The organism is Stenotrophomonas sp. YJH_SMC_131, assembly GCF_059367975.1.
Window position 1 is genome coordinate 545,037 of the sequence record NZ_JCAFRJ010000001.1, and the last position, 25,973, is coordinate 571,009.

The 25,973-nt window shown below is 67.3% G+C and carries 21 protein-coding genes and 1 pseudogene; 9 read left to right on the top strand and 13 right to left on the bottom strand.

Going from position 1 to position 25,973, the window contains the following annotated elements; genetic code table 11:
- Positions 1 to 45 precede the first annotated feature (45 nt).
- Positions 46 to 702 carry a hypothetical protein gene (locus AC5P56_RS02500; RefSeq protein WP_197621469.1) on the bottom strand — a complete coding sequence of 219 codons (657 nt, stop codon included), beginning with the start codon at positions 700 to 702 and terminating at the stop codon, positions 46 to 48.
- 125 nt (positions 703 to 827) lie between these two features.
- Here AC5P56_RS02500 and AC5P56_RS02505 point away from each other — a divergent pair, with 125 nt between their 5' ends.
- Positions 828 to 1,370, top strand: a complete 543-nt coding sequence (locus AC5P56_RS02505) for a hypothetical protein (RefSeq protein ID WP_046432894.1) — start codon at positions 828 to 830, stop codon at positions 1,368 to 1,370.
- An 84-nt stretch (positions 1,371 to 1,454) separates the two neighbouring features.
- Here AC5P56_RS02505 and hmgA read toward each other — a convergent pair whose 3' ends face one another.
- Both hmgA and hppD read right to left on the bottom strand, forming a co-directional pair.
- Complete coding sequence (gene hmgA / locus AC5P56_RS02510) at positions 1,455 to 2,753, bottom strand: homogentisate 1,2-dioxygenase (protein WP_032957134.1); 1,299 nt, start codon at positions 2,751 to 2,753, stop codon at positions 1,455 to 1,457.
- Positions 2,754 to 2,838: 85 nt separating this feature from the next.
- Positions 2,839 to 3,951: a 4-hydroxyphenylpyruvate dioxygenase gene (hppD, locus tag AC5P56_RS02515; RefSeq protein WP_014648684.1), complete on the bottom strand. Its 1,113-nt coding sequence runs from the start codon at positions 3,949 to 3,951 to the stop codon at positions 2,839 to 2,841.
- Positions 3,952 to 4,080: 129 nt separating this feature from the next.
- On the opposite strand from hppD, the gene AC5P56_RS02520 reads away from it, so the two are divergent.
- Positions 4,081 to 4,575, top strand: a complete 495-nt coding sequence (locus tag AC5P56_RS02520) for a MarR family winged helix-turn-helix transcriptional regulator (RefSeq protein WP_014648685.1) — start codon at positions 4,081 to 4,083, stop codon at positions 4,573 to 4,575.
- Positions 4,576 to 4,655: 80 nt separating this feature from the next.
- Here AC5P56_RS02520 and AC5P56_RS02525 read toward each other — a convergent pair whose 3' ends face one another.
- The 4 genes from AC5P56_RS02525 to AC5P56_RS02540 all read right to left on the bottom strand — a co-directional run bounded on the left by AC5P56_RS02525 (position 4,656) and on the right by AC5P56_RS02540 (position 9,118).
- On the bottom strand, positions 4,656 to 5,795 hold the full coding sequence (locus tag AC5P56_RS02525; RefSeq protein WP_014648686.1) for a hypothetical protein: 1,140 nt from the start codon (positions 5,793 to 5,795) through the stop codon (positions 4,656 to 4,658).
- 138 nt (positions 5,796 to 5,933) lie between these two features.
- A complete protein-coding gene (locus tag AC5P56_RS02530; protein WP_046432898.1) occupies positions 5,934 to 6,542 on the bottom strand; it encodes a thioredoxin family protein in 609 nt (202 codons plus the stop codon).
- 19 nt (positions 6,543 to 6,561) lie between these two features.
- Complete coding sequence (locus tag AC5P56_RS02535) at positions 6,562 to 8,061, bottom strand: peptide MFS transporter (RefSeq protein ID WP_142235098.1); 1,500 nt, start codon at positions 8,059 to 8,061, stop codon at positions 6,562 to 6,564.
- Between the two features lie 181 nt (positions 8,062 to 8,242).
- Complete coding sequence (locus tag AC5P56_RS02540; protein WP_049404537.1) at positions 8,243 to 9,118, bottom strand: tryptophan 2,3-dioxygenase; 876 nt, start codon at positions 9,116 to 9,118, stop codon at positions 8,243 to 8,245.
- A 335-nt stretch (positions 9,119 to 9,453) separates the two neighbouring features.
- On the opposite strand from AC5P56_RS02540, the gene pdhA reads away from it, so the two are divergent.
- Genes pdhA through AC5P56_RS02560 form a run of 4 tightly spaced genes read left to right on the top strand, consistent with a single transcriptional unit; the run spans position 9,454 to position 13,336 of the window.
- Positions 9,454 to 10,536 (top strand): pyruvate dehydrogenase (acetyl-transferring) E1 component subunit alpha, encoded by a 1,083-nt coding sequence (gene pdhA / locus AC5P56_RS02545; RefSeq protein WP_014648690.1) that lies wholly within the window; start codon positions 9,454 to 9,456, stop codon positions 10,534 to 10,536.
- Positions 10,529 to 11,596, top strand: coding sequence for an alpha-ketoacid dehydrogenase subunit beta (locus tag AC5P56_RS02550; RefSeq protein WP_005414714.1), 1,068 nt, complete (start codon positions 10,529 to 10,531; stop codon positions 11,594 to 11,596). Before pdhA ends, AC5P56_RS02550 begins: the two co-directional genes overlap by 8 nt.
- A 1-nt stretch (position 11,597) precedes the next feature.
- Entirely contained in the window at positions 11,598 to 11,951 is a 354-nt protein-coding gene (locus AC5P56_RS02555) for an SH3 domain-containing protein (RefSeq protein ID WP_012512332.1), read from the top strand.
- Entirely contained in the window at positions 11,948 to 13,336 is a 1,389-nt protein-coding gene (locus tag AC5P56_RS02560; protein WP_495231446.1) for a dihydrolipoamide acetyltransferase family protein, read from the top strand. Before AC5P56_RS02555 ends, AC5P56_RS02560 begins: the two co-directional genes overlap by 4 nt.
- A 123-nt stretch (positions 13,337 to 13,459) precedes the next feature.
- Here the strand turns inward: AC5P56_RS02560 and AC5P56_RS02565 are convergent, their stop codons facing one another.
- The 3 genes from AC5P56_RS02565 to AC5P56_RS02575 all read right to left on the bottom strand — a co-directional run bounded on the left by AC5P56_RS02565 (position 13,460) and on the right by AC5P56_RS02575 (position 15,473).
- On the bottom strand, positions 13,460 to 13,846 hold the full coding sequence (locus AC5P56_RS02565) for a VOC family protein (protein ID WP_014648692.1): 387 nt from the start codon (positions 13,844 to 13,846) through the stop codon (positions 13,460 to 13,462).
- 284 nt (positions 13,847 to 14,130) lie between these two features.
- Positions 14,131 to 14,838: a helix-turn-helix transcriptional regulator gene (locus AC5P56_RS02570; protein WP_014648693.1), complete on the bottom strand. Its 708-nt coding sequence runs from the start codon at positions 14,836 to 14,838 to the stop codon at positions 14,131 to 14,133.
- Positions 14,838 to 15,473, bottom strand: a complete 636-nt coding sequence (locus AC5P56_RS02575) for a Rossmann-fold NAD(P)-binding domain-containing protein (RefSeq protein WP_172617726.1) — start codon at positions 15,471 to 15,473, stop codon at positions 14,838 to 14,840. The genes AC5P56_RS02570 and AC5P56_RS02575 overlap by 1 nt, the downstream gene beginning before the upstream one ends.
- Positions 15,474 to 15,579: 106 nt before the next feature.
- Between AC5P56_RS02575 and AC5P56_RS02580 the strand changes: the two genes are divergently transcribed.
- A complete protein-coding gene (locus AC5P56_RS02580) occupies positions 15,580 to 17,118 on the top strand; it encodes a GGDEF domain-containing protein (protein WP_014648695.1) in 1,539 nt (512 codons plus the stop codon).
- A gap of 319 nt (positions 17,119 to 17,437) precedes the next feature.
- Here the strand turns inward: AC5P56_RS02580 and AC5P56_RS02585 are convergent, their stop codons facing one another.
- A complete protein-coding gene (locus AC5P56_RS02585; protein ID WP_014648696.1) occupies positions 17,438 to 18,364 on the bottom strand; it encodes a DUF808 domain-containing protein in 927 nt (308 codons plus the stop codon).
- 205 nt (positions 18,365 to 18,569) lie between these two features.
- On the opposite strand from AC5P56_RS02585, the pseudogene AC5P56_RS02590 reads away from it, so the two are divergent.
- Together AC5P56_RS02590 and AC5P56_RS02595 are read left to right on the top strand one after the other, a co-directional pair.
- Positions 18,570 to 20,219, top strand: a pseudogene (locus AC5P56_RS02590) (ABC1 kinase family protein); the annotation flags it as partial.
- A gap of 244 nt (positions 20,220 to 20,463) precedes the next feature.
- Complete coding sequence (locus AC5P56_RS02595) at positions 20,464 to 22,569, top strand: phosphoglycerol transferase I (RefSeq protein WP_126411443.1); 2,106 nt, start codon at positions 20,464 to 20,466, stop codon at positions 22,567 to 22,569.
- Between the two features lie 503 nt (positions 22,570 to 23,072).
- Here AC5P56_RS02595 and AC5P56_RS02600 read toward each other — a convergent pair.
- Complete coding sequence (locus tag AC5P56_RS02600; protein WP_288496598.1) at positions 23,073 to 25,493, bottom strand: DUF3772 domain-containing protein; 2,421 nt, start codon at positions 25,491 to 25,493, stop codon at positions 23,073 to 23,075.
- A 95-nt stretch (positions 25,494 to 25,588) separates the two neighbouring features.
- Positions 25,589 to 25,837 (bottom strand): hypothetical protein, encoded by a 249-nt coding sequence (locus AC5P56_RS02605; RefSeq protein WP_014648700.1) that lies wholly within the window; start codon positions 25,835 to 25,837, stop codon positions 25,589 to 25,591.
- Positions 25,838 to 25,973: the final 136 nt, after the last annotated feature.

The following is a 25,973-nucleotide window of genomic DNA, read 5'->3' on the forward strand; positions in this document are numbered from 1 at the left end:
ATTCTACGCTTGGCCCGAGCGCATGGCTGGGCGGTGGATCAAGGATCAGCCACAGCCTTCGGCGTAATCGACCTGCGGGGTCTGGCCGACGCGCCAGGCGCTGACCCGACCATCGGCGCCGAGCGCGAAGTCGATGACCGCCCCGCCTTCCTGCGCCGGCCGCACGCGCAGGTGCTGCGCCTTCTCGTCGTACTTGTCAGGGCCGACGTCCGCGCGCTCTGGGTACAGCACCTGCAGCTCGCCCAGGGTCATGCCGACCTTGCCGCCGCCCGGAGCGATGATCGCCGCACTGCGCACGTCATAGCGCACCAGCTTGCGTGCCTCGATCATCAGGCGAGGGTCTTCAGCGCCCTGCGGACGCAGGAAGTAGCAGCCGTCGTTGCTGTCGTCGGCCGGCAGGGGCTTGCCATTGGCGTCGGTGCCCAGTCCCTGCAGCGGCGTGCCGAAGCCGCTGCGGACCTCGGCGATGCCGGCGCCCAGCGTGACGCCGCCGAAGCCGTCCAGGCGCGCTGGACTGTCCTTGCGGAGGTCGTTGGCCGGGCGGGCGGCCAGGTCGGGATCCGCCGACTGCGCGGGCCCGGTCGCCGAGGCGGTTTCGGCCGGAGTGTCGCTGCCACTGCCGGCCGCCCCCTGCTTGTCGGGGCCAGCACTGCAGGCGGTGAGCGAAAGGAGCAACAGACCAGCAAGCGGAAGGTGCTTCATCGGTGCGGTTCCCTGGCACGAAGATGGCTGCACGCTAGCCCATCCCGTGTGCAGGCGCTGCATTGTCATCGCGGTTTCATCGCCTTCGTTCAGGCTCGGCGTGCACCGACTTGGCTGTCCCTTCCATGCAACCGCGCAAGACCGAACTCGCCCGAACCGCGCTGCAGGCCCATCGCGCGCCGCTGGACATGCGCCAGCGGCGGCTGCTGATCCTGTGCGACGGCCAGCGCAGCATCGCCGATCTGACCGGCCTGCTCGGCCAGGACGCGCCCGCCATGGTCATCCAGCTGGTGCAGGCCGGCTACCTGAGCACCGGTACCGGCGCCACAGCCGCACCGCCACCACCCGCAGACGCGGCAGCACCGGCACCCACCACGCCGGCGGCGGCACCGGCTGCACCCGCAACCGGCAGCGAGCGCCGCCGCTCGCTGGTGGCCGCGCGCATCTATGTACTGGGCATCCTGGAAATGCAGCGCCACCCGCAGGCGGCGGCGCTGTTCCGCGACCTGCAGCAGGCGCGCGCCGAAAGTGAAGTACTGCAGGTGCTGCACTCGGCGATGCAGATGCTGCCCGGGCTGACCTCGGAGGGTTATTGCCAGCGTGTGCGGCAACGCCTGCTGGAAGCGCTGCCGCTGGAGCATTGCGACGCGTTCACCGAGGCCGCCTGAAGAAAAAGGGGACGGAGGGGATTAAGTCGTTTCAGGCACACGTGTGCTGATTGCGGCTTAATCCCCTCCGTCCCCTTTTTCGGGTCAGCGGTAGTTGTTGCGCAGGCCGTTCCAGCACTGCTGGTAATCGCCCTGGCGATGGCCGGCGGCCAGCGCCTGCGCGGTCGGGCGGATCACCGCGCGGGTCTCGAACATGAAGGCCATCGTGTCCTTGATCACATCGGCCTTGGACAGATCGGCATTGGAGGCCTTGTCGAAGGTCGGCGCATCCGGGCCATGACCGCTCATGCAGTTGTGCAGCGATGCGCCACCCGGCACGAAACCTTCGGCCTTGGCGTCGTAGGCGCCATGCACCAGGCCCATGAACTCGCTGGCGATGTTGCGGTGGAACCACGGCGGGCGGAACGTGTTCTGCGCCACCAGCCAGCGCGGCGGGAAGATCGCGAAGTCCATGTTGCTGGTGCCGGGTGTGTCGCTGGGCGAATGCAGCACCAGGAAGATCGACGGGTCCGGATGGTCGTAGCTGATCGAACCGATGGTGTTGAAGCGACGCAGGTCGTAGCGGTACGGCGCGTAATTGCCGTGCCAGGCCACCACGTCCAGCGGCGAATGGTCGATCGGCGCGCGCCACAGGCGGCCCTCGAACTTGGCGATCAGTTCGAAATCGCCATCGACATCCTCGAACGCCGCGTGCGGGGTCTCGAAGTCACGCGGGTTGGCCAGGCCGTTGGAACCGATCGGGCCAAGGTCGGGCAGCTTCAGCAGCGCGCCGTAGTTCTCGCAGATGTAACCGCGGCTAGGGCCATCGGGAAGTTCGACACGGAAGCGCACGCCGCGCGGGATCACCGCGATCTGCTGCGGCTCGATCTCGATCACGCCCAGCTCGGTCAGCAGGCGCAGTGCGCCCAGCTGAGGCACGATCAGCAGTTCACCGTCGGCGTCGTAGAAGTAGCGGCCGACCATGTCGCGGTTGGCAGCATAAAGGTGGATGCCCACGCCGGCATGCGCGTCGGGCGAGCCGTTGCCACCCATCGTGTACAGGCCTTCGACAAAGTCGGTCGGCAGCTCCGGCAACGGCAGCGGGCTCCAGCGCAGCTGGTTCGGTGAAGCCGGCTGTGCGCCGAAATCACACTGCAGCTGCGACTGCGCGAACGGAGTGAACTCGCCATGGGTCACCGCCGGGCGGATCCGGTACAGCCAGCTGCGGCGATTGCTGCCGCGCGGCGCGGTGAAGGCGGTGCCGGTCAGCTGTTCGGCGTACAGGCCGTGGGCCACCTTCTGCGGTGAGTTCTGCCCGACCGGCAGCGCGCCGGCGACGGCCTCGGTGGCGAATTCGTTGCCGAAGCCGGACTGGTAGCCGCGGGCGGTGATGGCGGGGGACATGGGAACTCCAGAGATTGCCGGCCAGCGGCCGGCACTACCATTCGGACAGGCAATGCCGGCGGGACGCCGACATTGCCTGCGGACCTTACAGCACGCCGCGGCGGATCTGGTCGCGCTCGATGCTTTCAAACAGCGCGGTGAAGTTGCCTTCGCCGAAGCCTTCGTTGCCCTTGCGCTGGATGATCTCGAAGAAGATCGGGCCAATGCAGTTCTGGGTGAAGATCTGCAGCAGCTTGCGCTGGTGGGTTTCCGGATCGGCGTCGATCAGGATCTTGTTCCTGGCCAGGCGCGCCACGTCTTCACCGTGGTTCGGCACGCGCTGGTCGATCACGTCGAAATAGGTTTCCGGCGTGTCGAGGAAATCCACGCCCTGCGCGCGCATCGCTTCGACGGTCTCGTAGATGTTCTCGGTGAAGCAGGCGATGTGCTGGATGCCCTCGCCCTTGTACGCGTCCAGGTACTCGTTGATCTGGCTCTTCGGGTCGGACGATTCGTTCAGCGGGATGCGCACGATGCCATCCGGCGCGGTCATCGCCTTGGACACCAGGCCGGTCTTCAGGCCCTTGATGTCGAAGTAGCGGATCTCGCGGAAGTTGAACAGGCGCTCGTAGTAGTCCGACCACTGCTGCATGTTGCCGAAGTACAGGTTGTGGGTCAGGTGGTCGATGAAGGTCAGGCCGAAGCCGAACGGGTGCAGGTCGGCCCCTGCGATCGGCTCGTAGTCGCCGTCGTAGATGCTGCCGGCGCTGCCATAGCGGTCGACCAGGTACAGCATGCAGTCGCCGATGCCCTTGATGACCGGCGCGCTGACCGCCTTGCTGTCCGGCTTGAAGGCGATGGCTTCGGCGCCGTTGCCCAGCGCGGTCTGGTAGACCTCCTGGCCCGGCTTCTTGAAGCGGATGGCGAAGCCACAGGCGCACGGGCCGTGCTTTTCGGCGAAGTCGGCGGCGAACGAATCGGGGTCTTCGTTGACCAGGAAGTTGACGTCGCCCTGGCGATAGACGGTAATCGGACGCTGCTTGTGCTTGAGCACCGCGCTGAAGCCCATCTTCCGGAAGTACTCGTGCAGCTCCTGGCCACGGCCGGCCGGGGCGGCGAATTCGACGAACTCGAAGCCGTCGATGCCCATCGGGTTCTCGAAGGTGGTGACCTGCATGCCGGGGTTGGGATGCGAGGCGGTCGGGACTGCGGTATTCATGGCGTGGCTCCGAATCGGTACCGCATCGGTACAAACCAGGTGCGGGCAGGTAGGGACCCGGCGAGAATGCAGGGTCTGGACCCACCCCTTATAGTTACACTTGAAACCACCAGCAAGGTGCACCGCAACATGAGCCCCGCCGATCCCGTTTCGACCCGCCTGCGTGCCTCGCACGTCCTGCTCGACCTGGAACAGTTCCTGCCGTACCGGCTGAGCGTGCTGTCCAACCGGGTCAGCGGCAACATCGCCAAGCTGTACGGCGATCGTTACGGTCTGGCGATCCCCGAGTGGCGGGTCATCACCATCCTGGCGCTGTACCCGGGCTCCTCGGCCAGCGAGGTCTCCGACCGCACGGCGATGGACAAGGTGGCGGTCAGCCGCGCCGTGGCCCGCCTGCTGGAGCGCGGCTTCATCAAGCGCGAGACCCACGGCGACGATCGCCGCCGCTCGGTGCTGGCGCTGTCGGCTGCCGGTTTCGAGGTGTACGAGACCATCGCGCCGATGGTGATCGAGATCACCCGCAAGCTGATGTCGGTGCTGAGCGAAGAGGAAGAGCAGGTGCTGGAAAAGCTGATCCTTCGCCTGGCCGGCGAAGGCCTGGAGCGGATGGGCGAAGGCGTCTGAAAGAAAAGGGGACGGAGGGGATTAAGTCGCATCAGGCACACCTGTGCTGATTGCGGCTTAATCCCCTCCGTCCCCTTTTTTCAGCTGAGGTGCTTGCGGCGTGCGTGGATCCACGGCACGGCCAGTGCTGCGATGGCGCCGCCGGCGAAGCCCAGCGAGGCGGCCACCGTCGCTGCTTCGACCGCCCCCGGCAGCGCCAGCGCCGCCGCCACCAGCAGCAGCGACGGCAGGCCGACGAAGGTGCCCAGGAAGAAGTGCCAGCGCGGTGACCAGGTGTTGAGCTGGAGCAGGCTGACCGGCTGCCAGGCGTCAGAGGCGGCGTCCTCGGCGATCTTCGCCACGGCCTTGGCCAGGTCCACTTCCGGCAGCGCGCGCCCCAGGCGGGCGGTCGCCAGCAGCTCGGCCACCGCTTCCACCGGCGGGAAGCTGGACGGCCACGCAACCGGCGCCGGCACGCCGTAGGCGGTCAGCAGCGGCACGCTCAACCACGGCGCCACCAGCGGGCGCATGCGGCGGCGCCCGTGCACGCACCAGATCTGCGGCTGGCCGTGCGCAGTGACGCTGTACAGCGCCAGTTCGTTGGCCGGCGGATAGCCGAGCATGGTCACCCGCGCGGCCAGGCTGTCCTGGCCCATCGCGCGCAGGAAGCCGGGGCGGCTGCGACCTTCCTGCATCCACGCCAGGCCCAGTGCGCCCACCAGATACGCCTCGGCGACATCCTTGCTGCCGGCCGTGGCGCGCTCGTCACTGGCCAGATACCACGCCAGTGATTTCGGTTCGGCCACATCGTCCAGGCCCCAGCGGCTGTCGTCACCCAACACATGGCGCACCGGCAGTCGCGCGGGGGCGGTCTCGCCACGCTCGCCGGTCTGCAGGAAGGGCAGCACGCCCTGGATGAAGGTGGACAGCTCGATCGCGCGCGCGCCGTGGCCCTGCCATTCGGGCGGCAGCAGCCCGGCCAGCTGGCCTTCGGCGGCCAGCGCATCAAGCCGGGACTTCTGCTCGACCAGCTTCTGCACCGCCCCCTTCAGCACCACGTTGTCGGGCAGCGCGATCTGCGGCAGGCGATGGCGTGGCGGCGCCAGGTCGACGCTGTCCTCTCCGGTACCGGCGTCATCCAGCAGCGCTTCCTGCGGCGGCAGGGTCACGCCCTCGCCTGCCCCACCCTCGGCCAGGTCGCTGGCGGGTTCGGGCAATCGTTCGGCGTGGTCGCTGTGCATGGGCGTTCCGGAAGGTTGCATCGACGGGATGTCGACTGAGGTCCTTGCCGGTAACGGCGTGCTCACGGTGAAGTTGAGACGCCGATTCAGAGAGTGTGACGGTGCGCGCAGTAGATCCGCGCCAGGCGTGGATGCGCCTCAGTGCCGACCAACGGTAGGCGCCCACTGCTTGAGGAAGGCACTCACACGCGCAGGCTGGAACGCCTCGCCCCTGCGCAGCTCGCCGGTGGCCTGCGATACCAGCAGGCCGCCATCTGCATCGAGCACCAGCAGGTACGGGTAGTCGCGCGCCATCACCGGGTACTGGGCGAAGAAGGCGGTGTTGGGCTGCTCGTCGCTGGCGTTGACCTTCACCCACACGTAGTGGGCATCGCGGAAGCGACGCAGGTCGCCGTTGCCTTCCACCACGTCGTCCAGCGCCCGGCAGCGCTCACAGGCGGCGTTGCCGACCTCCAGCAGGATCCGCTTCTTGCCACGCTGGGCTTCCACCTTGGCGGTGGCCAGGTCGTCGGCGGGGTTGCGGGCCGGGTCGAACTGCGCGCCGAGCCCGGCGATGGCGGCGATGTCCGCCGCCACCGGGGTGTTGCCCGAGGCCACCGGTTCGCTGGGGTCAGCAACCGGTGGCTCGGTGGGTCGGGTATCCAGGGGCTGCGTGGGCTCGGCGGCGGCAGGCGGTTGCGGTTGCGAACAGGCGCCGATCAGCGCCGCACAGACCACCACCATTGCACCACCGAGCTTGCTGCGCATGCCTTCTACCCTCTCATCATTACTTGACGCCGTGCATCAGCTTGTTGATCAGCGGGGCGATCAGGAACAGCACCACGCCGGAGCCGATCAGGGCCCAGAACCCGAAGGTATACCCCTTCAGGGCCGACTCGACCGTCATGCCGCCTTCACCACTGACCACGCCGGCGAAGATGCCCGACAGGTTGTTGCCGATGCCGGTGGACAGGAACCAGCCACCCATGCCGAAGCCGACCAGGCGCACCGGGGCCAGCTTGGTCACCATCGACAGGCCGATCGGCGACAGGCACAGCTCACCCACGGACTGGATGACGTAGACCATGAACAGGGTCCAGAACGGGATCTTGCCGTCAACGACCATCTGCGACAGGGCGAACATCAGCAGCGCGAAGGCGGCGCCGTTGAACAGCAGGCCCAGGCCGAACTTGCGCGGGATGGACGGATTGGCGCGGCCCATGGCCACCCAGATCCAGGCAATGACCGGGGCCAGGGTGATGATCGCCACCGAGTTGACCGACTGGAACCACGCGGTCGGGAAGGTCCAGTCACCGAACTGGCGGTTGACGATGTTCTCGGCCAGGAAGGTGAACGAGCTGCCGGCCTGTTCGAAGAACATCCAGAACATCACGTTGAAGGCGAAGATGATCAGCATGGCGATCACGCGGTCGCGCTGCACCTTGCCTTCGCGGACGCCCTCGACCAGCAGCAGGATGGCCAGCGCGGTGAACATCGCACCCAGGATCCAGGCCAGCGCGGTGGCGCCGGTAGCCAGCAGGAAGTACGCCACCGGGATGGCGACCACGGCACCGGCCAGCACCATGATGATGCGGCCGAAGCCTTCAGCGCCGGCCGGCGGTGCACCGATGCCCTTCAGGCCGGCGCGACCGATGTAGAACCAGACCAGCGAGATCAGCATGCCCACGCCCGAGGCGATGAACACGACCTTGTAGGACGGCATTGCGTCGGTACCGAACACCTTGCGGGCAAGGTACTCGGTCAGCACCGGGGCGATCATCGCGCCGATGTTGATGCCCATGTAGAAGATGGTGAAGCCGGAGTCGCGGCGCTCGTCCCTCAGGCCGTACAGCTTGCCGACCATGGTCGAGATGTTGGGCTTGAACAGGCCGTTGCCTACGATGATCGTGGCCAGGCCAAGCTTGAAGATGTGCTCCTGCGGCAGCGAGATCATGAACAGGCCGGCGGCCATGATGATCGCGCCGGTCAGGATCGAGCGCTGGTAGCCCAGTACCCGGTCGGCCACGTAGCCACCGAAGATCGCCGCGGCGTATACCAGGGCCAGGTAGGCGCCATAGATGCGGCTGGCGTCGCCTTCACCGGCAGCGCTGCCGTTGTAGAACTGGGCGACGATGTACAGCACCAACGCCCAGCGGATGCCGTAGAACGCAAAGCGCTCCCAGAACTCGGTCATGAACAGCATCCACAACGGGCGCGGGTGGCCCAGCGTGGTCTTGAAGTCCGGCAGCGCCGGCTCTGGGGTGTTCGCAGTGGCGTTTACGCTCATGCGGATTTCCTGGTTCGGTGGATGACGAGCACGTCCGCTGTGCAGTTGGAGCAACGCGCGAGGATCACCGACTTCTGCCGTTCACGTCAAATACACGCCGTTTGAGGCAGGTGCCAGCCTGCTCGCTGAACTTGCATCTGAAACGATCCAGCCAATGGCCGGGGTCCAAGCTGAATGGGGGTCAGCCCAGTTCTGCCGGGGGTGCCGCCTGCAGGCTGGTGCGCACCTGGAACAGTTCGGGGAAGAAGGTCAGCTCCAGCGCCTTGGCGAGGAAGCCCACGCCGGACGAGCCGCCGGTGCCGCGCTTGAAGCCGATCACGCGCATCACCGTGCGCATGTGTCGGAATCGCCACAGCTGGAAGGCGGTCTCCAGGTCCACCAGGTCCTCGCACAGCGCGTACTCGCGCCAGTAGCGGTCGGTGTCCTGGTAGATGCGTTCGAAGACCGGCTGCAATGCGTCGTCAGCCACGTGCGGCTGAGTCCAGTCGTGGGCCTCGTAGACCGCCGGCACGGCATGGCCGAAGCGGGCCAGGTACTTCAGGAATTCCTCGTACAGGCTCGGCGCCTCCAGCACGATGCGCAGCTGCGCCTGCCCGGCCGGGTCGTGCTCGAACACCTGCAGCATCTGCGCGTTCTTGTTGCCCAGCAGGAACTCGATGTAGCGGTACTGCAGCGACTGGAAGCCCGAAGACGGGCCCAGCACGTCGCGGAAACCCATGTATTCGGACGGGGTCAGCGTTTCCAGCACCGACCACTGCTCGGTGAGCTGGCGCAGCACCTGCTTGCTGCGCGCCAGCACCTTGCGGCACTGCCAGACTTCATCGCGCTGCAGGAAGCCGATCGCCGCACGCAGTTCGTGGCCGAGCAGCTTCAGCCACAGCTCCGAGGTCTGGTGCTGGATGATGAAGAGCATCTCATCGTGGTGCGGCGGGTTGGACAGCGGCTGCTGCGCGCTGAGCAGCTGGTCCAGCCGCAGGTAGCCGCCGTAGGTCAGGCGTCCCTGCAGGTCGGTGTGGATGCCGGCTTCGAGATCGCGTTGGTTGTTGTCGACGGACATGGGCGGGACCAGATCGGGGGCGGCAAGGGTAGCGCGTTGCCGCCGCGCTGGCAGCCGCCGGGTCCATACCGGGGCGTGCGGTGCCCCGTGGAGCATTGGCCGATGCGGGGCCTGCGCGTGGAACCGATCGGGTCGTTGCGCCAGCGGTCAGCCAGAGGCGTATTCTGATGCTTTGCAGCAACGACTGAATACGTTGTTGTTATTGGCCCCCCACCCGCCGGCAGGGGTAAAACAGGACATTGCCGTGTTGCGGCGCAGGAAGGCTATTCCGTACGCGTTCCTTAACATGGCGATTCATATCATTTGTAACTTCTCTGTCGAAGGTGCAGTACGCAATGACGGTTGCCGCTGAATTCAAGATCGAATACCTGCAGTACCTGGATACGGACGGCAAACTCGTCCGCGATGACCTGCCCGCGTCGCTGCGCGACCCCAAGGTCCTGGTACCGCTGTTCAAGCAGATGCTGTTCGTACGTACGTTCGACAGCAAATCCATCGCACTGCAGCGCACCGGCAAGCTGGGCACCTATGCCGCCTGCCTGGGCCACGAAGCCGCGCACGTGGGTATCGGCGCGGCGATGCAGAAGGACGACGTGTTCGCGCCTTCGTACCGCGAGTATGGCGCGATGTTCATGCGTGGCGTGCGCCCGCACGACGTGCTGATGTACTGGGGCGGCGACGAACGCGGCAACGATTACGGCGGCAACGCGGCCAAGGACTTCCCGTTTTGCGTGCCGATCTCCACCCAGTGCCTGCATGCCGCAGGCGCCGCGCTGAAGTTCAAGCTCAACAAGGAACCGCAGATCGCCGTGGCGGTGTGCGGCGACGGCGGCAGCTCCAAGACCGACTTCTACGCGGCACTGAATTCGGCCGGCGCCTACAAGCTCCCGCTGATCCTGTGCATCGTCAACAACGGCTGGGCCATCTCGGTCCCGCGTTCGGCCCAGACCGGTGCCGAAACGCTGGCGCAGAAGGGCCTGGCTGGCGGCCTGCACTGCCTGCAGGTGGACGGCAACGACCTGATCGCCGTGCTGGCTGCCATGGAGCAGGCGCGCGAACGTGCGCTGGCCGGCGACGGTGGCACCGTGCTGGAACTGATGACTTACCGCCTGTCCGACCACACCACCGCCGATGACGCGCGCCGCTACCGCGACGACGCCGAAGTGAAGGATGCCTGGCAGCGCGAGCCGATGCTGCGCCTGCGCAAGTACCTGATCAACGCCGGTGTGTGGAGCGAGGATGAGGAAAGCGCCTGGGTCGCCGAGTGCGGCAAGCGCGTGGACGAGGAAGTGAACCTGTACCTCAACACGCCGGTGCAGCCGGTCGAGGCGATGTTCGACTTCCTGTATGCCGATCCGCCGCCGGACCTGCTGGCCCAGCGTGCCCAGGCGATCGCCCTGGAGAAGCGCCATGGATGAGATCAAGAACGGCGCGCCCGGCGCGCACACCAACGCCGCCGACAGCGCTGCGGTCGCGCGCGGAGAAGAGAGCATGACCACCACCCCGATCACCCTCATCGAAGCCATCACCCAGGCGCTGGCCTGGGAGCTGGAACACGACCCGTCGGTGCTGGTGCTGGGCGAGGACGTGGGCGTCAACGGCGGCGTGTTCCGCGCCACCGCCGGGCTGCAGCAGCGCTTCGGCTCGGACCGCATCCTCGATACCCCGCTGGATGAAACCACCATCGCCGGCCTGACCATTGGCCTGGCCGCACAGGGCATGAAGCCGGTGGCCGAAGCCCAGTTCGACGGCTTCATGTACCCGATGGTCGACCATATCGTCTGCCACGCCGCACGCCTGCGTTACCGCACCCGTGGCCGCCTGCACTGCCCGATGGTGCTGCGCGTGCCGTGGGGCGGTGGCATCCGCGCGCCGGAACACCACAGCGAAGCCAACGAGGCGATCTTCACCAACGTGCCGGGCCTGCGCGTGGTGCTGCCGTCGTCGCCGCAGCGCGCCTACGGCCTGCTGCTGGCCGCGATCCGCGAGCCGGATCCGGTGATCTACATGGAGCCCAAGCGCATCTACCGCCAGTACAAGGAAGTGGTCGTCAACGACGGCGAAGCCTTGCCGCTGGACGTCTGCTTCGTGCTGCGCGACGGCACCGACGTGACCCTGGTGACCTGGGGCGCGCAGGTGAAGGAAGCGCTGGAAGCGGCGGACAAGCTGGCCGGCGAAGGCATCAGTGCCGAAGTCATCGACGTGGCCACGCTGCGTCCGCTGGACTTCGCCACCATCGCCGAATCGGTGGCCAAGACCGGCCGCTGCGTGATCGTGCAGGAGGCCCCGAAGACCGCGGGCTTCGGCGCCGAGATCGCCGCGCGCCTGGCCGAGGAATCGATCTACGACCTGCTGGCACCGGTCGAGCGCGTCACTGGCTACGACACCCACATTCCGCTGTTCCGCCTGGAAATGAAGTACCTGCCGAGCGTTGAGCGGATCGTGGCTGCGGCCAAGCGCGCGGTGGCGGCCGGCTGACATGCGGGCCCGCCTTCTGGGGGCTTACCGCAGCCAGTATCCCAACCCGCTCCGGTTCCGCACCGGCCAGATCGTCGAAGTAGGTGTCCGTGACGAGGAATGGCCGGCGTTTGCCTGGGTACGCACCAACGATGGGCGCGCTGGATGGGCGCCCATCGCCTGGTTGCAGCTGCTGGACGAGGGTCGCGCCGAAGCGCTGTGCGACTACGACGCCCGCGAGCTGGATGTGGAAAGCGGCGAGATGGTGAAGCTTCATCACGAACACGGCGGGTGGTGGTGGTCCGAGCGCGCCAATGGCGCGACGGGTTGGCTGCCGGCCCGCGAACTGGAACTGCTGGAAGAGAACTGCAAATGAGCCAGACCAAGAACTTCAACCTGCCCGACCTGGGCGAAGGCCTGCCGGACGCGACCATCGTCGAGTGGTTCGTCAAGGAAGGCGATGTGATCAAGCTGGACGAGCCGCTGGTGTCGATGGAGACCGCCAAGGCCGTGGTGGAAGTGCCCTCGCCGTTCTCCGGCAAGGTGCTGAAGCTGTCCGGCGGCGCCGGCGACATCATCCCGACCGGCTCGGTGCTGGCCAGCTTCGAACTGGACCCGAACCTGCCGCAGCGTGCCGATGGCCAGGACACCGGCCACAGCCATGGCCACGCTGCACCGGCGGCCGCACCGACCCCGCCGCCGCTGCCGGCTGCGGCCGCTCCGGTTGCCGCCGAGGAGGCCAAGCCCGCCGCGGCCGAGCGCGATGACGCCGGTACCGTGGTCGGCGCGATGCAGAGCTCCAATGCCGTGCATGCCGAACAGGCGCTGGCCGTCGGTGGCGTCAAGGCCGTGCCGGCCGTGCGTGCGATGGCCCGCAAGCTGGGCGTGGACCTGAGCCGCGTGGCCGCTACCGGCACCGATGGCGCGGTCACCATGGCCGACGTCAAGCAGGCCGCCGCCAATGGCAGCGCCAAGCTCGGCGCTGCTCCGGCACCGGTTGCCGCTGCTGCCTATTCCGCGCCGGCCCCGGCGCAGGTGTCTGCCCCCGTGCAGAGCGAAGCCCGCACGCCGCTGTCCGCCGCCGGCAAGCCGATGCGTACCCAGCCGCCGGGCGTGGTCGCCAAGGGCCAGCCGGAACCGCTGAAGGGCGTGCGCCGCAACATGGCCCGCGTGATGGCCGATGCGCACAGCAAGGTCGTGCCGACCACGCTGAACGACGACGCCGACATCCACGCCTGGCTGCCGGGCAACGACGTCACCGCCCGCCTGGTGCGTTCGATCGTGGTCGCCGCGCAGAAGGTGCCGGCGATGAACGCCTGGTTCGACGGCGAAGCACTGACCCGCACCCTGCACGCGCAGGTGGACATCGGCATCGCCGTGGACACCGACGACGGCCTGTTCGTGCCGGCCCTGCGCAATGCCGACATGCTCGATGCACGCGGCATCCGCGAAGGCGTCAATCGCCTGCGCGAGCAGGTGGAATCGCGTTCGATCGCCGCCTCGGAACTGAGTGGCTACACCATCTCGCTGTCCAACTTCGGCATGTTTGCCGGCCGCTACGCGACCCCGGTCGTGGTGCCGCCGTGCGTGGCCATCGTCGGTGCCGGCCGTGCCCGCCACCAGATGACCCCGGTGATGGGCGGCGTGGAAGCGCACAAGGTGATCCCGCTGTCGGTCACCTTCGACCACCGCGCAGCCACGGGTGGTGAAGCTGCCCGCTTCCTGCGCGCGATGATGGACGACCTGGCACTGGCCAGCTGATCGGCCACCTGACCGGTGGGTGCCAACCGTTGGTTGGCACATGACTTGGAGAGAACGCCGGGCATTGCCCGGCGTTTTTTTTCCGGCATCCACGCATGGCGTGGATCTACACAATGCGGGCGATCAATCGCGCGCGACCATGCCTTCGGCGCGGCTGTACACACGCAGCCGGTGGCCATCAGGGTCGGCACCGACGAAGGTGTGGCCGAACTCCAGCGTCACCGGCGACTGCAGGATCTGCACGCCGAGCCCACGCCACGCATCGTGCATCTGCTGCACGGCCTCGGGGTTTGCGACCACCATCGCCAGTTCGGCGGCGCCTGCCTGCGCAGACACCGGCGGTTGCACGTCATCGCGTTGCCACAGGCCGAGTGCGGCGCCATCGCCGAGCAGGAACAGGGCGAAGCCAGGCGACTGCTCGACCGGCGGTTTGCCGAGGATGCCGCTGTAGAAGGTGGCGCTGGTGGCGACGTCGCGCACGTACTGCAGCAGGGTGCTGGGCGTGAACATGGGGAAGCTCCGTTGTTGGGAGCGATCATGGTGGTACGGCCCTGCTGACAGATTCTGTCAGTAGCGGCGAGCGTGCTCTACTGCCGTCGCTCCTGCCCTGGTAGAGGTCGAGCTTGCTCGACTGCCGTTGCCACTGCCCTGGTAGAGGTCGAGCTTGCTCGACTGCTGTTCGCGAAGATCAAAGGCGGTCGAGCAAGCTCGCCCCCTACCAGGAGCAAAGTGCGAAGGCCGCCCTCCCCCAGAGGCAGGAAGCAGAACGCAGCAGCAGTCGAGCAGGCCCGACGCTACGAACGATCCAGCCAGTCCGGCGCGATGCCCTGCGCCTTCTGCCAGCGCCGCAGCAGCGTGGCGCGTGGTACGAGGTAGTGCTCCTCCAGCACGCGCACCTGGCGGATGCGATCCAGGCGGAAATGGCGAAAATCCTCGCGGCGCTCACACCACGCCGCAAGCATCGGCACCTCATCGAAGTAGCCCAGCGCGAACGGCCAGACGATGCGCTCGCTGCGCTGGCCGTGCGCGTCCTCGTAGCCGAACTTCAGGCGCTGCTGTGAACCGACAGCCTCTCGCACGGCCTGCAGACGAGCTGGGGGAACCTTGGCCGCCGCACGCGAAGGGCCCACCCGCAGGCCACTGTCACGCAGGGCCTCGCGCCGCGCTGCGGGCAACACATGGGCGATACGCGCCAGGGCATCGCGTGCGGCTTCGGCCAACGCGGGTTCGGTACGGGCCGCAACCCAGCGCAGGCCCAGCACCAGTGCGTCGATCTCGGCCGGTGGCAGGGTCATCGGCGGCAGGGTATCGCTCGGCGTCAGCTGGTAGCCGACGCCGGCCTCGCCGCGCAGGTCGGCGCCCTGCTCGCGCAGGGTTTCGATATCGCGGTACAGCGTGCGCAGGCTGACTCCCAGCGCGTCGGCCAGCACCTGGCCGGCCACCGGCCGCCGATGGCGGCGCAGCAGCTGTTGGAGCTGGGTCAGGCGCAGCGCACGCGACATCAGCCGGCCAGTGCGCTCGATGCCACCACGTGCTCACCCGGTTGCGGGGCCAGCGCGGCCTCGACCAGCGCCTTGGCGATCTCGCTGGCCGGGTTGATCCGCCACGCCCGTGGCAGTACCGGCCCCAGCACGCCCAGCACCTTCAGCGCGAGACGCTCACCGCGCCGCACCTCGTTGCGCTCGCCACCGATCAACCCTGGGCGGACCAGGGTCAACGAGGTGAAGCCCAGCGCGCGCAGATCGCGCTCCAATTCACCCTTCACCCGGCTGTAGAAGATCGACGACCGCGGATCGGCACCGGCTGCGGAATTCAGCACATAGGTCTGCGCACCCTTCGCCTGCGCCAGACGGGCGAACGCCAGCGGGTAATCATGGTCGATGCGATGGAAGGCCTCGCGGCTGCCAGCCTGGGCAATGGTGCTGCCGAGCGCGCAGATGACCGCGTCCACGCCCGCCCACCCGGCGGCGGCGGGCAGCGCATCGAAGGCCAGTACCGGGTTCTCCAGCTTCCCGTGGGCTGCGCCCAACGGGCGACGGGTCGGGGCGATCACGGCGCTGCAGCGCGGGTCGTCCAGCAGCCGGGGCAGGGTCAGCCCACCGACCAGGCCGGTCGCCCCCAGCAACATCACGCGCATCACCACCTCCACTGCGGCATCCTGTCGCCCATCCTAGCCGTTCAAGCCGTCGGCGGCCGCGCCGATATGCTGGAACCAGTCCCTGCCAGCCCCCAGGATTCGCTCCATGACGGACCAGCCCGACCACCGCCCTGCCCCCGGTACCGCCCTTGGGCCGCCGGCACGCGTGCGCGCGGTGGTGGACGATGGGCTGGGCGACCGCGTGGTGCTGCAGGGCGGCGGTGGCGTGGCGCTGCAGCAGCTGTTCGCAGGCGCCGACGCGCCGGAACCGCTGCTGGCCGCGTTCGCCAACGGCATGGCCACCCTGCCCGGCGAGCTGGGCGACATGGGCGACCGCCTGCAGTCGGCGCAGGCCAGCGCCGATTGGCCGCGCTACGGGCGCGCGATGCGGCAGTTGATCGACAAGTACATCCGCACCATCGAACAGCATTCGCCGGATGGGCAACCCGAAAGCCTGCGCCTGTCCGAGCAGCTGCGGCTGCTGCTGGGCGGCGCGGTGGTGGCGCTGCTGCAGCACGACCCGGACCTGCGCGAACAGGCGCAGGCACTGGCCATGCACCTGCGCCAGTGGCAGCCAGGCACGGCGCTGGAACCGATCGAGCAGGGCGTGCGCGAACTTGGCCACCAGGTCGGCGTGCGTGCCGAGAGCTGGCAGGAGCAGCAGGCGCTGCTGCTGGAGCTGTTCGCGCTGCTGCTGGAGAACGTGAGCGAGCTGCTGGATGACCGCAGCTGGCTGCAGGGCCAGATCGCCGCGGTGCGCCAGCTGCTGGACGGGCCGTTGGAAGCTGAGGCGGTCGAGCGCACCCGCGCCGAACTGCGCGAAGTGATCTACAAGCAGGGCCTGCTGCGCCAGGGCATCGACGATTCGAAGGCGGCGATGCGCGGGCTGATGGGCGAGTTCATCGAGCGCATGGATGGCATGGCCACCAGCACCGGCGAATACCACGATCGCATCGGCAGCTATGCGCTGCAGCTGCGCGAGGCGCGCAGCATCGCCGACCTCAACCAGCTTCTGCAGGACGTGATGCGCGACACCGGCAAGGTGCAGCAGCAGGCCGCGCAGGCGCGCGATCACCTGGCCAACGCACGGCAGGAAGTGGAGCGTGCCGAGCAGCGCATCGCCGAGCTGGAGCAGGAACTGCGCGCGGCCGGTGACCTGGCACGCATCGATCCACTGACCCAGGCGCTGAACCGCCGTGGCCTGGACGAACTGCTGCAACGCGAGCTGGCCCGTGCCGCACGCAACAACTCGCCGCTGGGCGTGGCGGTGATCGATCTGGATGATTTCCACCAGACCAACGATGCACATGGTCATGCCGGTGGCGACGCACTGCTGCAGCACCTGGTGGCCGTCTGCAAGCTGCTGCTGCGCGCCACCGATGGCATCGCGCGGCTGGGCGGCGACGAGTTCGTACTGGTGCTGCCGGAAACCCAGGGCGCCGACAGCATGGCCACGGTGCAGCGCCTTCAGCGTTCACTGGCGCATCGCGTGCTGACCGTGCAGGACCGGCGCGTACCGGTGCATTTCAGTGCCGGGCTGGCGCAATGGCAACCCGGCGACGACACCGAAACCCTGCTGCGGCGCGCGGACGACGCGCTGTATGCCGCCAAGCGGCAGGGCAAGAACCGCGTGCAGGCAGGCTGACCGTCCGGCCCGCAGCAAACTACGTTGGTAGGTGCCAACCTTGGTTGGCACACGCAGAAACAAAGCGCCGACCAAGGTCGGCCTCTACCCGGCGACCCGCCGGCGATGATCCCGACCACCCTGAACCGCTTTGGTAGGTGCCAACCTTGGTTGGCACACGCAGGAAACAAAGCGCCGACCAAGGTCGGCCTCTACCGGGGAACCCGCCGGCGACGATGCCGACCACCTTGAACCGCTTTGATAGGTGCCAACCTTGGTTGGCACGCGTGGGAAACAAAGCGCCGACCAAGGTCGGCCTCTACCGGGAACCTGCCGGCGACTACTTGCCGCGCAGCTTCTGGAACCCGGTCACCGCCGCCAGCACGATGGCGCCGGCGATGATGCCCACCACCATGTTGCCCGCCGCGCTGACCAGCCAGCCCCACTGGCCCTCGCCGCCCAGCGCCTGTACTGCGTGGTGCAGCGCCGGCACGTTGTGCACCAGGATGCCGCCGCCGACCAGGAACATGGCAATGGTGCCGGCCACCGACAGGAACTTCATCAGCCACGGTGCCGAGGCGACCAGGCCGCGACCGAAGGCGGCAACAGCCCCACCCTTGCGCGACAGGTACAGGCCCACGTCATCCAGCTTGACAATGCCCGCCACCAGCCCATAGACGAAGACCGTCATCGCCAGTGCAACCACGGCCAGCGTGACCAGCTGGTTGGTGAACGATGCGGTGGCGACCACGCCCAGGGTCAGTACGATGATCTCGGCCGAAAGGATGAAGTCGGTGCGGATCGCACCCTTCACCTTGTCCTTCTCCCACGCGACCATGTCCACCTGCGCGTCGGCCAGCGCCTTGCGGCGTTCGGTCTGGCGCTCGGCATCGTCGTCGGCCGAATGCAGGAAGCGGTGCGCCAGCTTCTCCACGCCCTCGAAGCACAGGAAGGCACCACCGATCATCATCAGCGGCACGATCAGGGGCACGTTCCAGCCGCGGCTGTGCAGCCAGGCTTCCAGCGCACTGATCGCCAGGGCCGCCGGCACCAGGATCACCTTGTTGACCAGCGAGCCCTTGGCCACCGCCCACACCACCGGCAGTTCGCGGTTGGCGTTGACCCCGGTGACCTGCTGCGCGTTCAGCGCCAGATCGTCACCGAGCACGCCGGCGGTCTTCTTCGCGGCGACCTTGGTCAGCACCGAGACATCGTCGAGCAGGGTGGCGATATCGTCGAGCAGGGCGAACAGGCTGGCACCGGCCATGGGGCGTCCAAGAAAGGGAATAGGCGGATTCTGACCGATCCGGTGTGGACTGCGGAAGACACCGGGTTCACCGCATGCCCACCGCCCCCCGGCGACACTGCGGAATCCGGACATTGCCGGCCCGCAGCCGGCGCTACCTGTCTTCGTCGCATGGGAGTCCCGCTTGAGCAATCCGTCCGCCGCCAATGGCAATCCCCCGCTGGTCAAAGGCATGAGCCGGCGCAGCCAGATCCTGCGCCTGCTGATGCGCTACCGCCATTCGGGCGTGTTCTCGGGCATGAACCTGGATGCGGCAAGCAACCAGGCCGACGTGCCCGCCGACGGCAATCCGGAACAGTTCGTCAGCGACCTGGAAGCGTTGGGGCCGACCTTCGTCAAGCTGGGCCAGATGCTGTCCACGCGGCCGGACATGGTGCCGGTGGAGTTCGCCACGGCGCTGGAGCGCATGCAGGAGAAGGTGGCGCCGATCCCGGTCGAGCGCATCCACGCGATCATCGAGCAGGAACTGGGCGTAGGGGTGAACAAGCTGTTTGCCTCGTTCGATCCCGAGCCGTTGGGCTGTGCTTCGATCGCGCAGGTACATCGCGCGGTGCTGCACGATGGCCGCCAGGTGGCGGTGAAAGTGCAGAAGCCCGAAGTGGCCGCACAGCTGCGCTCGGACCTGGAGGCACTGCGCAGCTTCGCGCTGGCCGCCGATCACCTGACCCAGGTCGGACGCCGCGTGCGCCTGCGCGACTGGCTCAACGAGTTCGCCAAGACCCTGATGCAGGAGCTGGATTACCACGCCGAGGCCGAGAACCTGGCGCGCTTCGGACGGCACCTGCGGCCGTTCCGCCGGTTGTGGGTGCCGCAGCCGATCTGGGACTACAGCAGCCAGCGCGTGCTGACGATGGAGCTTGCCACCGGCGTGCGCGTGGATGCGATCTCCGGCGTACGCCGCACCGAGCAGGACATGGACCCATTGGCGGCGGCGCTGATCCGCGGCTACCTGGACCAGATCTTCGTGCATGGCGAGATCCATGCAGACCCGCACCCGGGCAACCTGCGGGTGATGCCCGACGGCCGGCTGGCGATCTTCGACCTGGGCATGGTCGCGCACATGCCGCCGCGCCTGCGCGAGCGTCTGCTGAAGATCCTGTTCGCGGCGGTCGACGGCCGTGGCGAGGAAGTGGCCGATGACCTGATCAGTATCAGCACGCGGCTGGAGGCCTTCGATGAAGAGCGCTACCTGCGCGAAACCGGTCAGCTGATCGCGCGCTATGCGGCCAGTGGCAGCTTCTCCGAAGGCCGCGTGGTGCTGGACATGGTGCGCATCGCCACCGCCTGCGGCCTGCGCACGCCGCCGGAACTGAGCCTGCTCGGCAAGGCCCTGCTCAACCTGGAAACCGTGTGCCGGCTGCTGGCGCCAGAGCTGGACACGCGCCGCATCGTCGAGCGCCAGCTGCAGCACGTGATGCGTGCGCGCCTGAAGAAGTCGCTGTCTGCAGCCAACATCGCCAGCGAGGCGATGGAGCTGCAGCAGCTGCTGCGTGATGGGCCGCGCAAGCTGTCGGACATCATGGCGCTGCTGGCCGAGAACCGCCTGCAGATGAAGGTCACCGGCCTGGAAGAATCGCGGCTGATGGAGAACCTGCAGAAGATCGCCAACCGCGTGGCGGCCGGCATCATCAGCGCCGCATTGATCATGGCCGCCGCGATGATGATGAGGATCGACACCGGCTGGCACCTGTTCGGTTACCCGCTCATCGCCCTGATCCTGTTGTTCATCGGCGTGGTGCTCGGCCTGGGCATCGTAACCAGTGCATTGCTGTTCGACCGTCGTGCGCGGGCACGCGAAGAACGCGGGCATCGCTAGCGCATCGACGAAAAAGCCCGTATTCATGCAGTTTTTAATGCAATCCAGCTACCCCTTTCACGCTCGTTTTACCTTCTGAGCGCGATTACGCGCGCGTCATTTCAACAAACATTTCAGTCAGGTTCGTGCATGCACTATCGGGTCATCGGCCTGTCACATGCATGTGCTTGCGGCAGCGCCGGTCGGATGGACACGCGTCGGTACGACGTCCATCACCACCACCCCGTCACTGCCGAAGCTGCCTATGCTCTGGATACTGCTGCTGTCGTTGTTGCTGTTGTGCTGGTTGTTCCTCGCGTCCGACAAGTGGGTGTGGTGGAAGGCCGGCGCGTTCTCGCTGCTGCTGCTGATGCTCAGCGCGTGGTGGCTGATCGACAAGCTGTCCGGTGATGGGCTCAATGCCGCCACCCTGTACCACCTCGGCGCCGACATGGAAGGTGCCGGTGTCTCCGACTTCAAGGGCTACATCGCCGGCTTCATCGTGTTGGCGCTGGTCTCGCTGCTGCCACTGTTCGCCACACGGGTGAAGCGCTGGCGCCGGCCCGGCCACGGTGGCGCGTTGTTCGCCGGTTTCGCGGCCGTGTGGGTGGCCACGATCATGATCAGCCCGCTGGCCCGTGACGGCCAGCGCCTGTACCAGCAGCTGCGCCCGGTCGACTTCGCCCGCATCGCCCCTGAGTACCAGGTGCCGACGCAGCCGCTGCAGCGCCCGCGCAACATCGTCTGGATCTACGGCGAAAGCCTGGAACGCACCTATCTGGACGAGGCCGTGTTTCCCGGCCTGATGCCCAACCTCAACCGCCTGGCGTCCGAGTCGCTGGACGTGCGTGGGCTGGCCTCGGCCGAAGGCAGCGGCTGGACCATCGCCGGCCTGGTGTCGTCGATGTGCGGCGTGCCGCTGACCACCTCGCAGGGCGATGAAAACAGCATGGACCGCATGGGCAGCTTCCTGCCCAAGGCGGTCTGCCTGGGCGACTACCTGAAGCAGCAGGGCTACACCAACCACTATCTGGGGGGTGCCAACGGCCAGTTCGCCGGCAAGGGCCAGTTCCTGGCCAGCCACGGTTTCGATGAAGTGCATGACCTCGCTTGGTTCAAGCAGCAGAAGAAGATCGGCCGCATCCACTACTCGGCCTGGGGCGTGCACGACGACGTGCTGCTGGACACCGCCTACCAGCGCTTCGAACAGCTCTCGCGCGCCGGTTCACCGTTCATGCTGACCACGTTGACCATGGACACCCACCACCCGGCGGGCCACCTGCCGGTATCGTGCAAGGGCGAGCGCTACCAGAGCCAGTACGGCAACATCAACATGCTCAACGCGCTCAAGTGCAGCGACCGGCTGATCTCGCAGCTGGTGCAGCGCATCCAGGCCAGCCCGTACGGCAAGGACACGCTGATCGTGATCGCCTCCGACCACCTGGCGATGCCCAACGATCTGACCCACATCCTGACCCGGCAGAAGCGCGAGAACCTGCTGCTGTTCCTGGGCGATGGCATTACCCCGCAGCAGCTCAGCGCCGACGCCGGCACCACCCTGGATTCGGGTGCCACCCTGCTCAGCCTGCTGGACCCGAACCTGAAGACGATGGGCTTTGGCCGCTCGTTGATCGACAGCCAACGCGCACCCAGCGCCAGCGTGGCGGCCCGGCGCGATGGTGGCCGCGACTACCCGCAGTACCTGGCCTTCGCCCGCTCACTGTGGCTGGGCGAACCGACCCGCGAACTGAAGATCGATGGCGATGACCAGGTGGTGGTCGGCCTGCAGCACGTGCAGCCACCGGTGCTGCTGGAGTACGACAAGGACTGGGGGCTGAAGTCGGTCTACCTGGAGAACACCTCGCGCCAGTTCGATGACGCGGATCCGGACAACACGCTGGCCTATGTTGATCGCTGCACCGCATTCGAGGACGGCTCGGCCGACGGCGACTGGTGTGCCCTGCTCGTCAACCGCGACAACGGCATCAAGCTGTACCGCGACAACGACCTGCGCGGTGGCATCGCGGTCGATGCACCGCTGGACGCATTCCAGGGCCCGCGCCCGAGCGTGCGCCAGGCGCACATGATCACCCAGAAGGGCCGCCGCACCCGTGCCGGCCAGTACATGCTGCAGCTGGTGGCGAGCACGCGCCCGGATCGCGGTTTCTGGATCGAGGCGGTGTCCTCGCAGCGCAAGGTGGTGCTGGCCCAGCAGTGGGTGCAGCCCGATGCCGACGGCAAGATCAACGTGTCGTTCGGGCTGGACCACGAAGTGGATGATCTGGAGATCCGCGCGTGGTTGAACCATGCCGAGAAGCTGGCGGTGGATACGTTCGCACTGGTGCCCTCGCGCAGCCGACCACGGGGGTAGGGTTTTGCAGGGCTGCGCCCTGCACCCGTGGTAGTGCCGGCCGCTGGCCGGCAACCTCAGAAGCAACGGCAACAGCGTGCAATCCGTGGTTTGGCGGGGCGGTGTCGACCTTGGTCGACACACTCTGTCAGATATCGAAAATCAAGATGGGGTCAGATCCGTTTTCCTCCGGAAAACGGATCTGACCCCAAGAGCATTTCCGACAGATCGCGGGAAACTGTCGAAGGCGGGGTGGGTCCGGTCGCGGGAGTGTCCGCGGCATGGATGCCGCGGCCAAGCCCCCATGGGTGAGGGCGCTTTGCTTGCGAAGCACTGCTTCGCAAGCGCCCGAACGCACAGCCGCCAGGGGCTGGGCCGGCCTGGGGGTTTACGGCGTCTACCGCAACCGGACCCACCCCGCCATCCCGCAGGAAATCAGCTGTTGCTGTTGCTGTTGCTGTTGAAGTTGCCGGCCAGCGGCCGGCACTACCGCGGGTGCAGGGCGCAGCCCTGCAACACAACCCCTACTCCTGCGGGTCGCGGATGATGTGGATGTCGGTCGGGGTCGACAGCGGAATGTTCCGCTCGGCCAGGATCTGCAGCAGGCTGAAGTACAGATCGCTGCGGGTTGCATACACCTGCCGCGGGCTGGCCACGTACGCGAAACTGTTGATGGTGATCTGGCCACCGGCAATGCTGTCGATGTAGACCGTCGGCGCCGGCTGCTTCAGCACGTTGGTGTGCGCGGTGTATGCGTCCAGCAGCGCCTGCCGCAGGTTGCCGACATCGGTGCTGGGCGGCACCGCGAACTGGATCTGGATGCGGCCCTGGTTGTTGCCCATCGTCATGTTGCGCACGGTCTTGGTGACCAGCTCGGAGTTGGGCACGATCAGCGTCGACTTGTCGCCCACCTGGATCTCGGTCGATCGCAGGCTGATGCGGCGGATGTCGCCCTCCTGGTCACCCAGCTTCACCCAGTCGCCGATCTTCACCGGGCGCTCGGCCAGCAGGATCAGGCCGGAGACGAAATTCTGGGTGATCACCTGCAGGCCGAAGCCAATACCCACCGACAGTGCGCTGACCAGCAGGGCCAGCTTGCTCAGCTGCAGCCCCATCGCCGACAGCGCCCAGATCACCGCGATGATGATGCCCACGTAACGGGCAACGGTGCTCACCGAATTGCGCGCGCCCAGGTCCAGCTCGGTCTTGGGCAGGTAGGTGTCGGTCAGCCAGCGCTGCACCAGCTGGGTGATCGCCAGGCCGGCCAGCAGCGCCAGTACCGCCAACACGATCCCCGCCGGTGCCAGCTTGGTGCCACCGATATCGAATCCGGTCGTGAACAGTGAAGTGAAGCGCTCCACCACCGCGCCGATGTTGCCGAACGGTGCCACCAGCGCCAGCAGCGCGATCAGTACGACGATGGTACGCAGCGCTGCCGACAGCAGCACGCCCGCCTGTTCCAGCCGCGATACGCTCAGGCCGGTGCTGAGCAGGATGGTCTGGCCGACCTTGCTGTCGGCGTTGAGCATCCACGTGCTCAGGTCATCGACGAACTTGAACAGCAACGTCGCGGCCAACACCACGATGCTGCCGCCGATCAATTGCTGGTTCACGAACTTGGCGAAATTCAGGTAGCCCAGCAATGTGGCAATGATGGCGGCCACCACCGCGATGTTGCCCGCTACCCGGGCCAGTACCAGCCAGCTGCTGCGGCGCACCGGCGTGGCTGCACCCACGCCATCGGCCTGCGCTTCCAGCTTGGCCTCGGCCTCGGCGGTCTGCCGGCGATGCAGGCGCGCCAGGGTCACCAGCATGGCCATGATCAGGCCGAGGTAAGTCAGCGCAATCAGTCCGTCCAGCGCCACCGTGGTGACGTCGCTGGTGCGCGTGGCCTGGTCCAGGGCCACCAGCACCGTGCTCAGCCAGGCCAGCGCCGCCGCGCCCCAGGCGTATTTGCGCAGCTTCAGCGCGGCGGTGTCGTCCAGGTTCAACAGCCGCCATGACGGGCGCTTGGGCACCAGCAGGCAGGCGCTGAGTGCGGCGATGAAGGCCGCGCGGAACGTTGCGGTCTCCAGGCCGTCGGCCACCACCTGCAGGCGCGGCGCGATCGCATCGATGGCATCCAGCGCCGCCATCAGCACCACCACGGCGTAACCGGGCAGCAGCGTGCCCACCAGCAGCAGCCACATGGCCAGGCCGGACCGGCGCAGGCGACCATCGGGCGCACGCTCGGACGCAGCAAAGCGGCGTCCCAGCCTGCGCAGCCACAGCCGCAACGGGAACATCATCACCAGCGCGGCCAGCAGGCCCAGCAACGGCGTGCCCCAGCCATGGGCGCGGATACCGGCGACCAGCGCATCGCGGCCCTGCCCGGCCAATGGCACAACCCGCGCGATATCGATCGGCAGACGCTCGGCCACCTTGCTCCACAGCGCGGGCGACAACGGCGAGGCCACCTTCTGGCCCAGTTCTTCCGTGCGTTGCGCGGTTCGCTGCTGCTCGATGTCCGCCGCCAGCTGCTGCGCACGCACGGCACTGGCCTTGGCCTGCACCACCGAAGCGGCCAAGCCGTCACGCTGCTTGGTGAGGGTGCGCCGTTGCGCCGCCAGCTCCGGCGGCTCAGCGGCCCCTTCTGCCGGCGTTCCCAGCTGCGCCAGCTGTTCGTTGAGTCGGTCCAGCTGCGGCTGCAGCGCCTTTTCCAGCGCCTCGGCATCGCGCCGTGCCTGCGAGGCATTCTCGGACAGCATCGCCAGCGTCTCGGTGGCTTCTGCATCGCCACGCTTGCGCTCCACATCCTTCAGGCTGGAATCGATATCCGCCAGCTGCTGCTTCGGCGTGGGGTCCTCATCCTGCGCCAGCACCGGCGCGGACAGCAGGAAGGCGGTGCACAGCAGCAGGACCCACCAGGGCCCCCGTGCACGGATCGATCGCAGGAAAGAAGACACGCAGCCACACCGGTTCGCGCGGACCACCGCGCCTGCGCGCGACTATACGGCAGAGCCGGTCAAGGCCGGATGGGCGGCCCCGCCAGCGTCGCGCATCAGTACTTCAGCCGAAGCTCTTCCACCGTCGGCTGCTGCAGCGCATACCAGTCCTGGAACTCTTCCTCGGTGATCTCATCGGGCGCGTACACCGCCACCGGGTGCCAGTCGTGGTCGGTCGGCAGCGGCTGGCGCGGGCCGGCGCGCAGGCTGTAACTCACACCTTCGTAGTCGACCAGTTCGTCGACCTGCGGCCACTGTTCGCGCGCGAACGCAGATTCACTCTTCAACAGGATCACCTGGTACATCGGCACCTCCACCTCGGTTGGATCAGGAAAACACGGCGCTGGCGGCAGGATACCCCCAGGCCGGTGACAACGGGCGCTCCGCCGGGGCGACGGAACGTTCTGGACACGGCCATCGCCCCGGCTTCACCCGCCCATG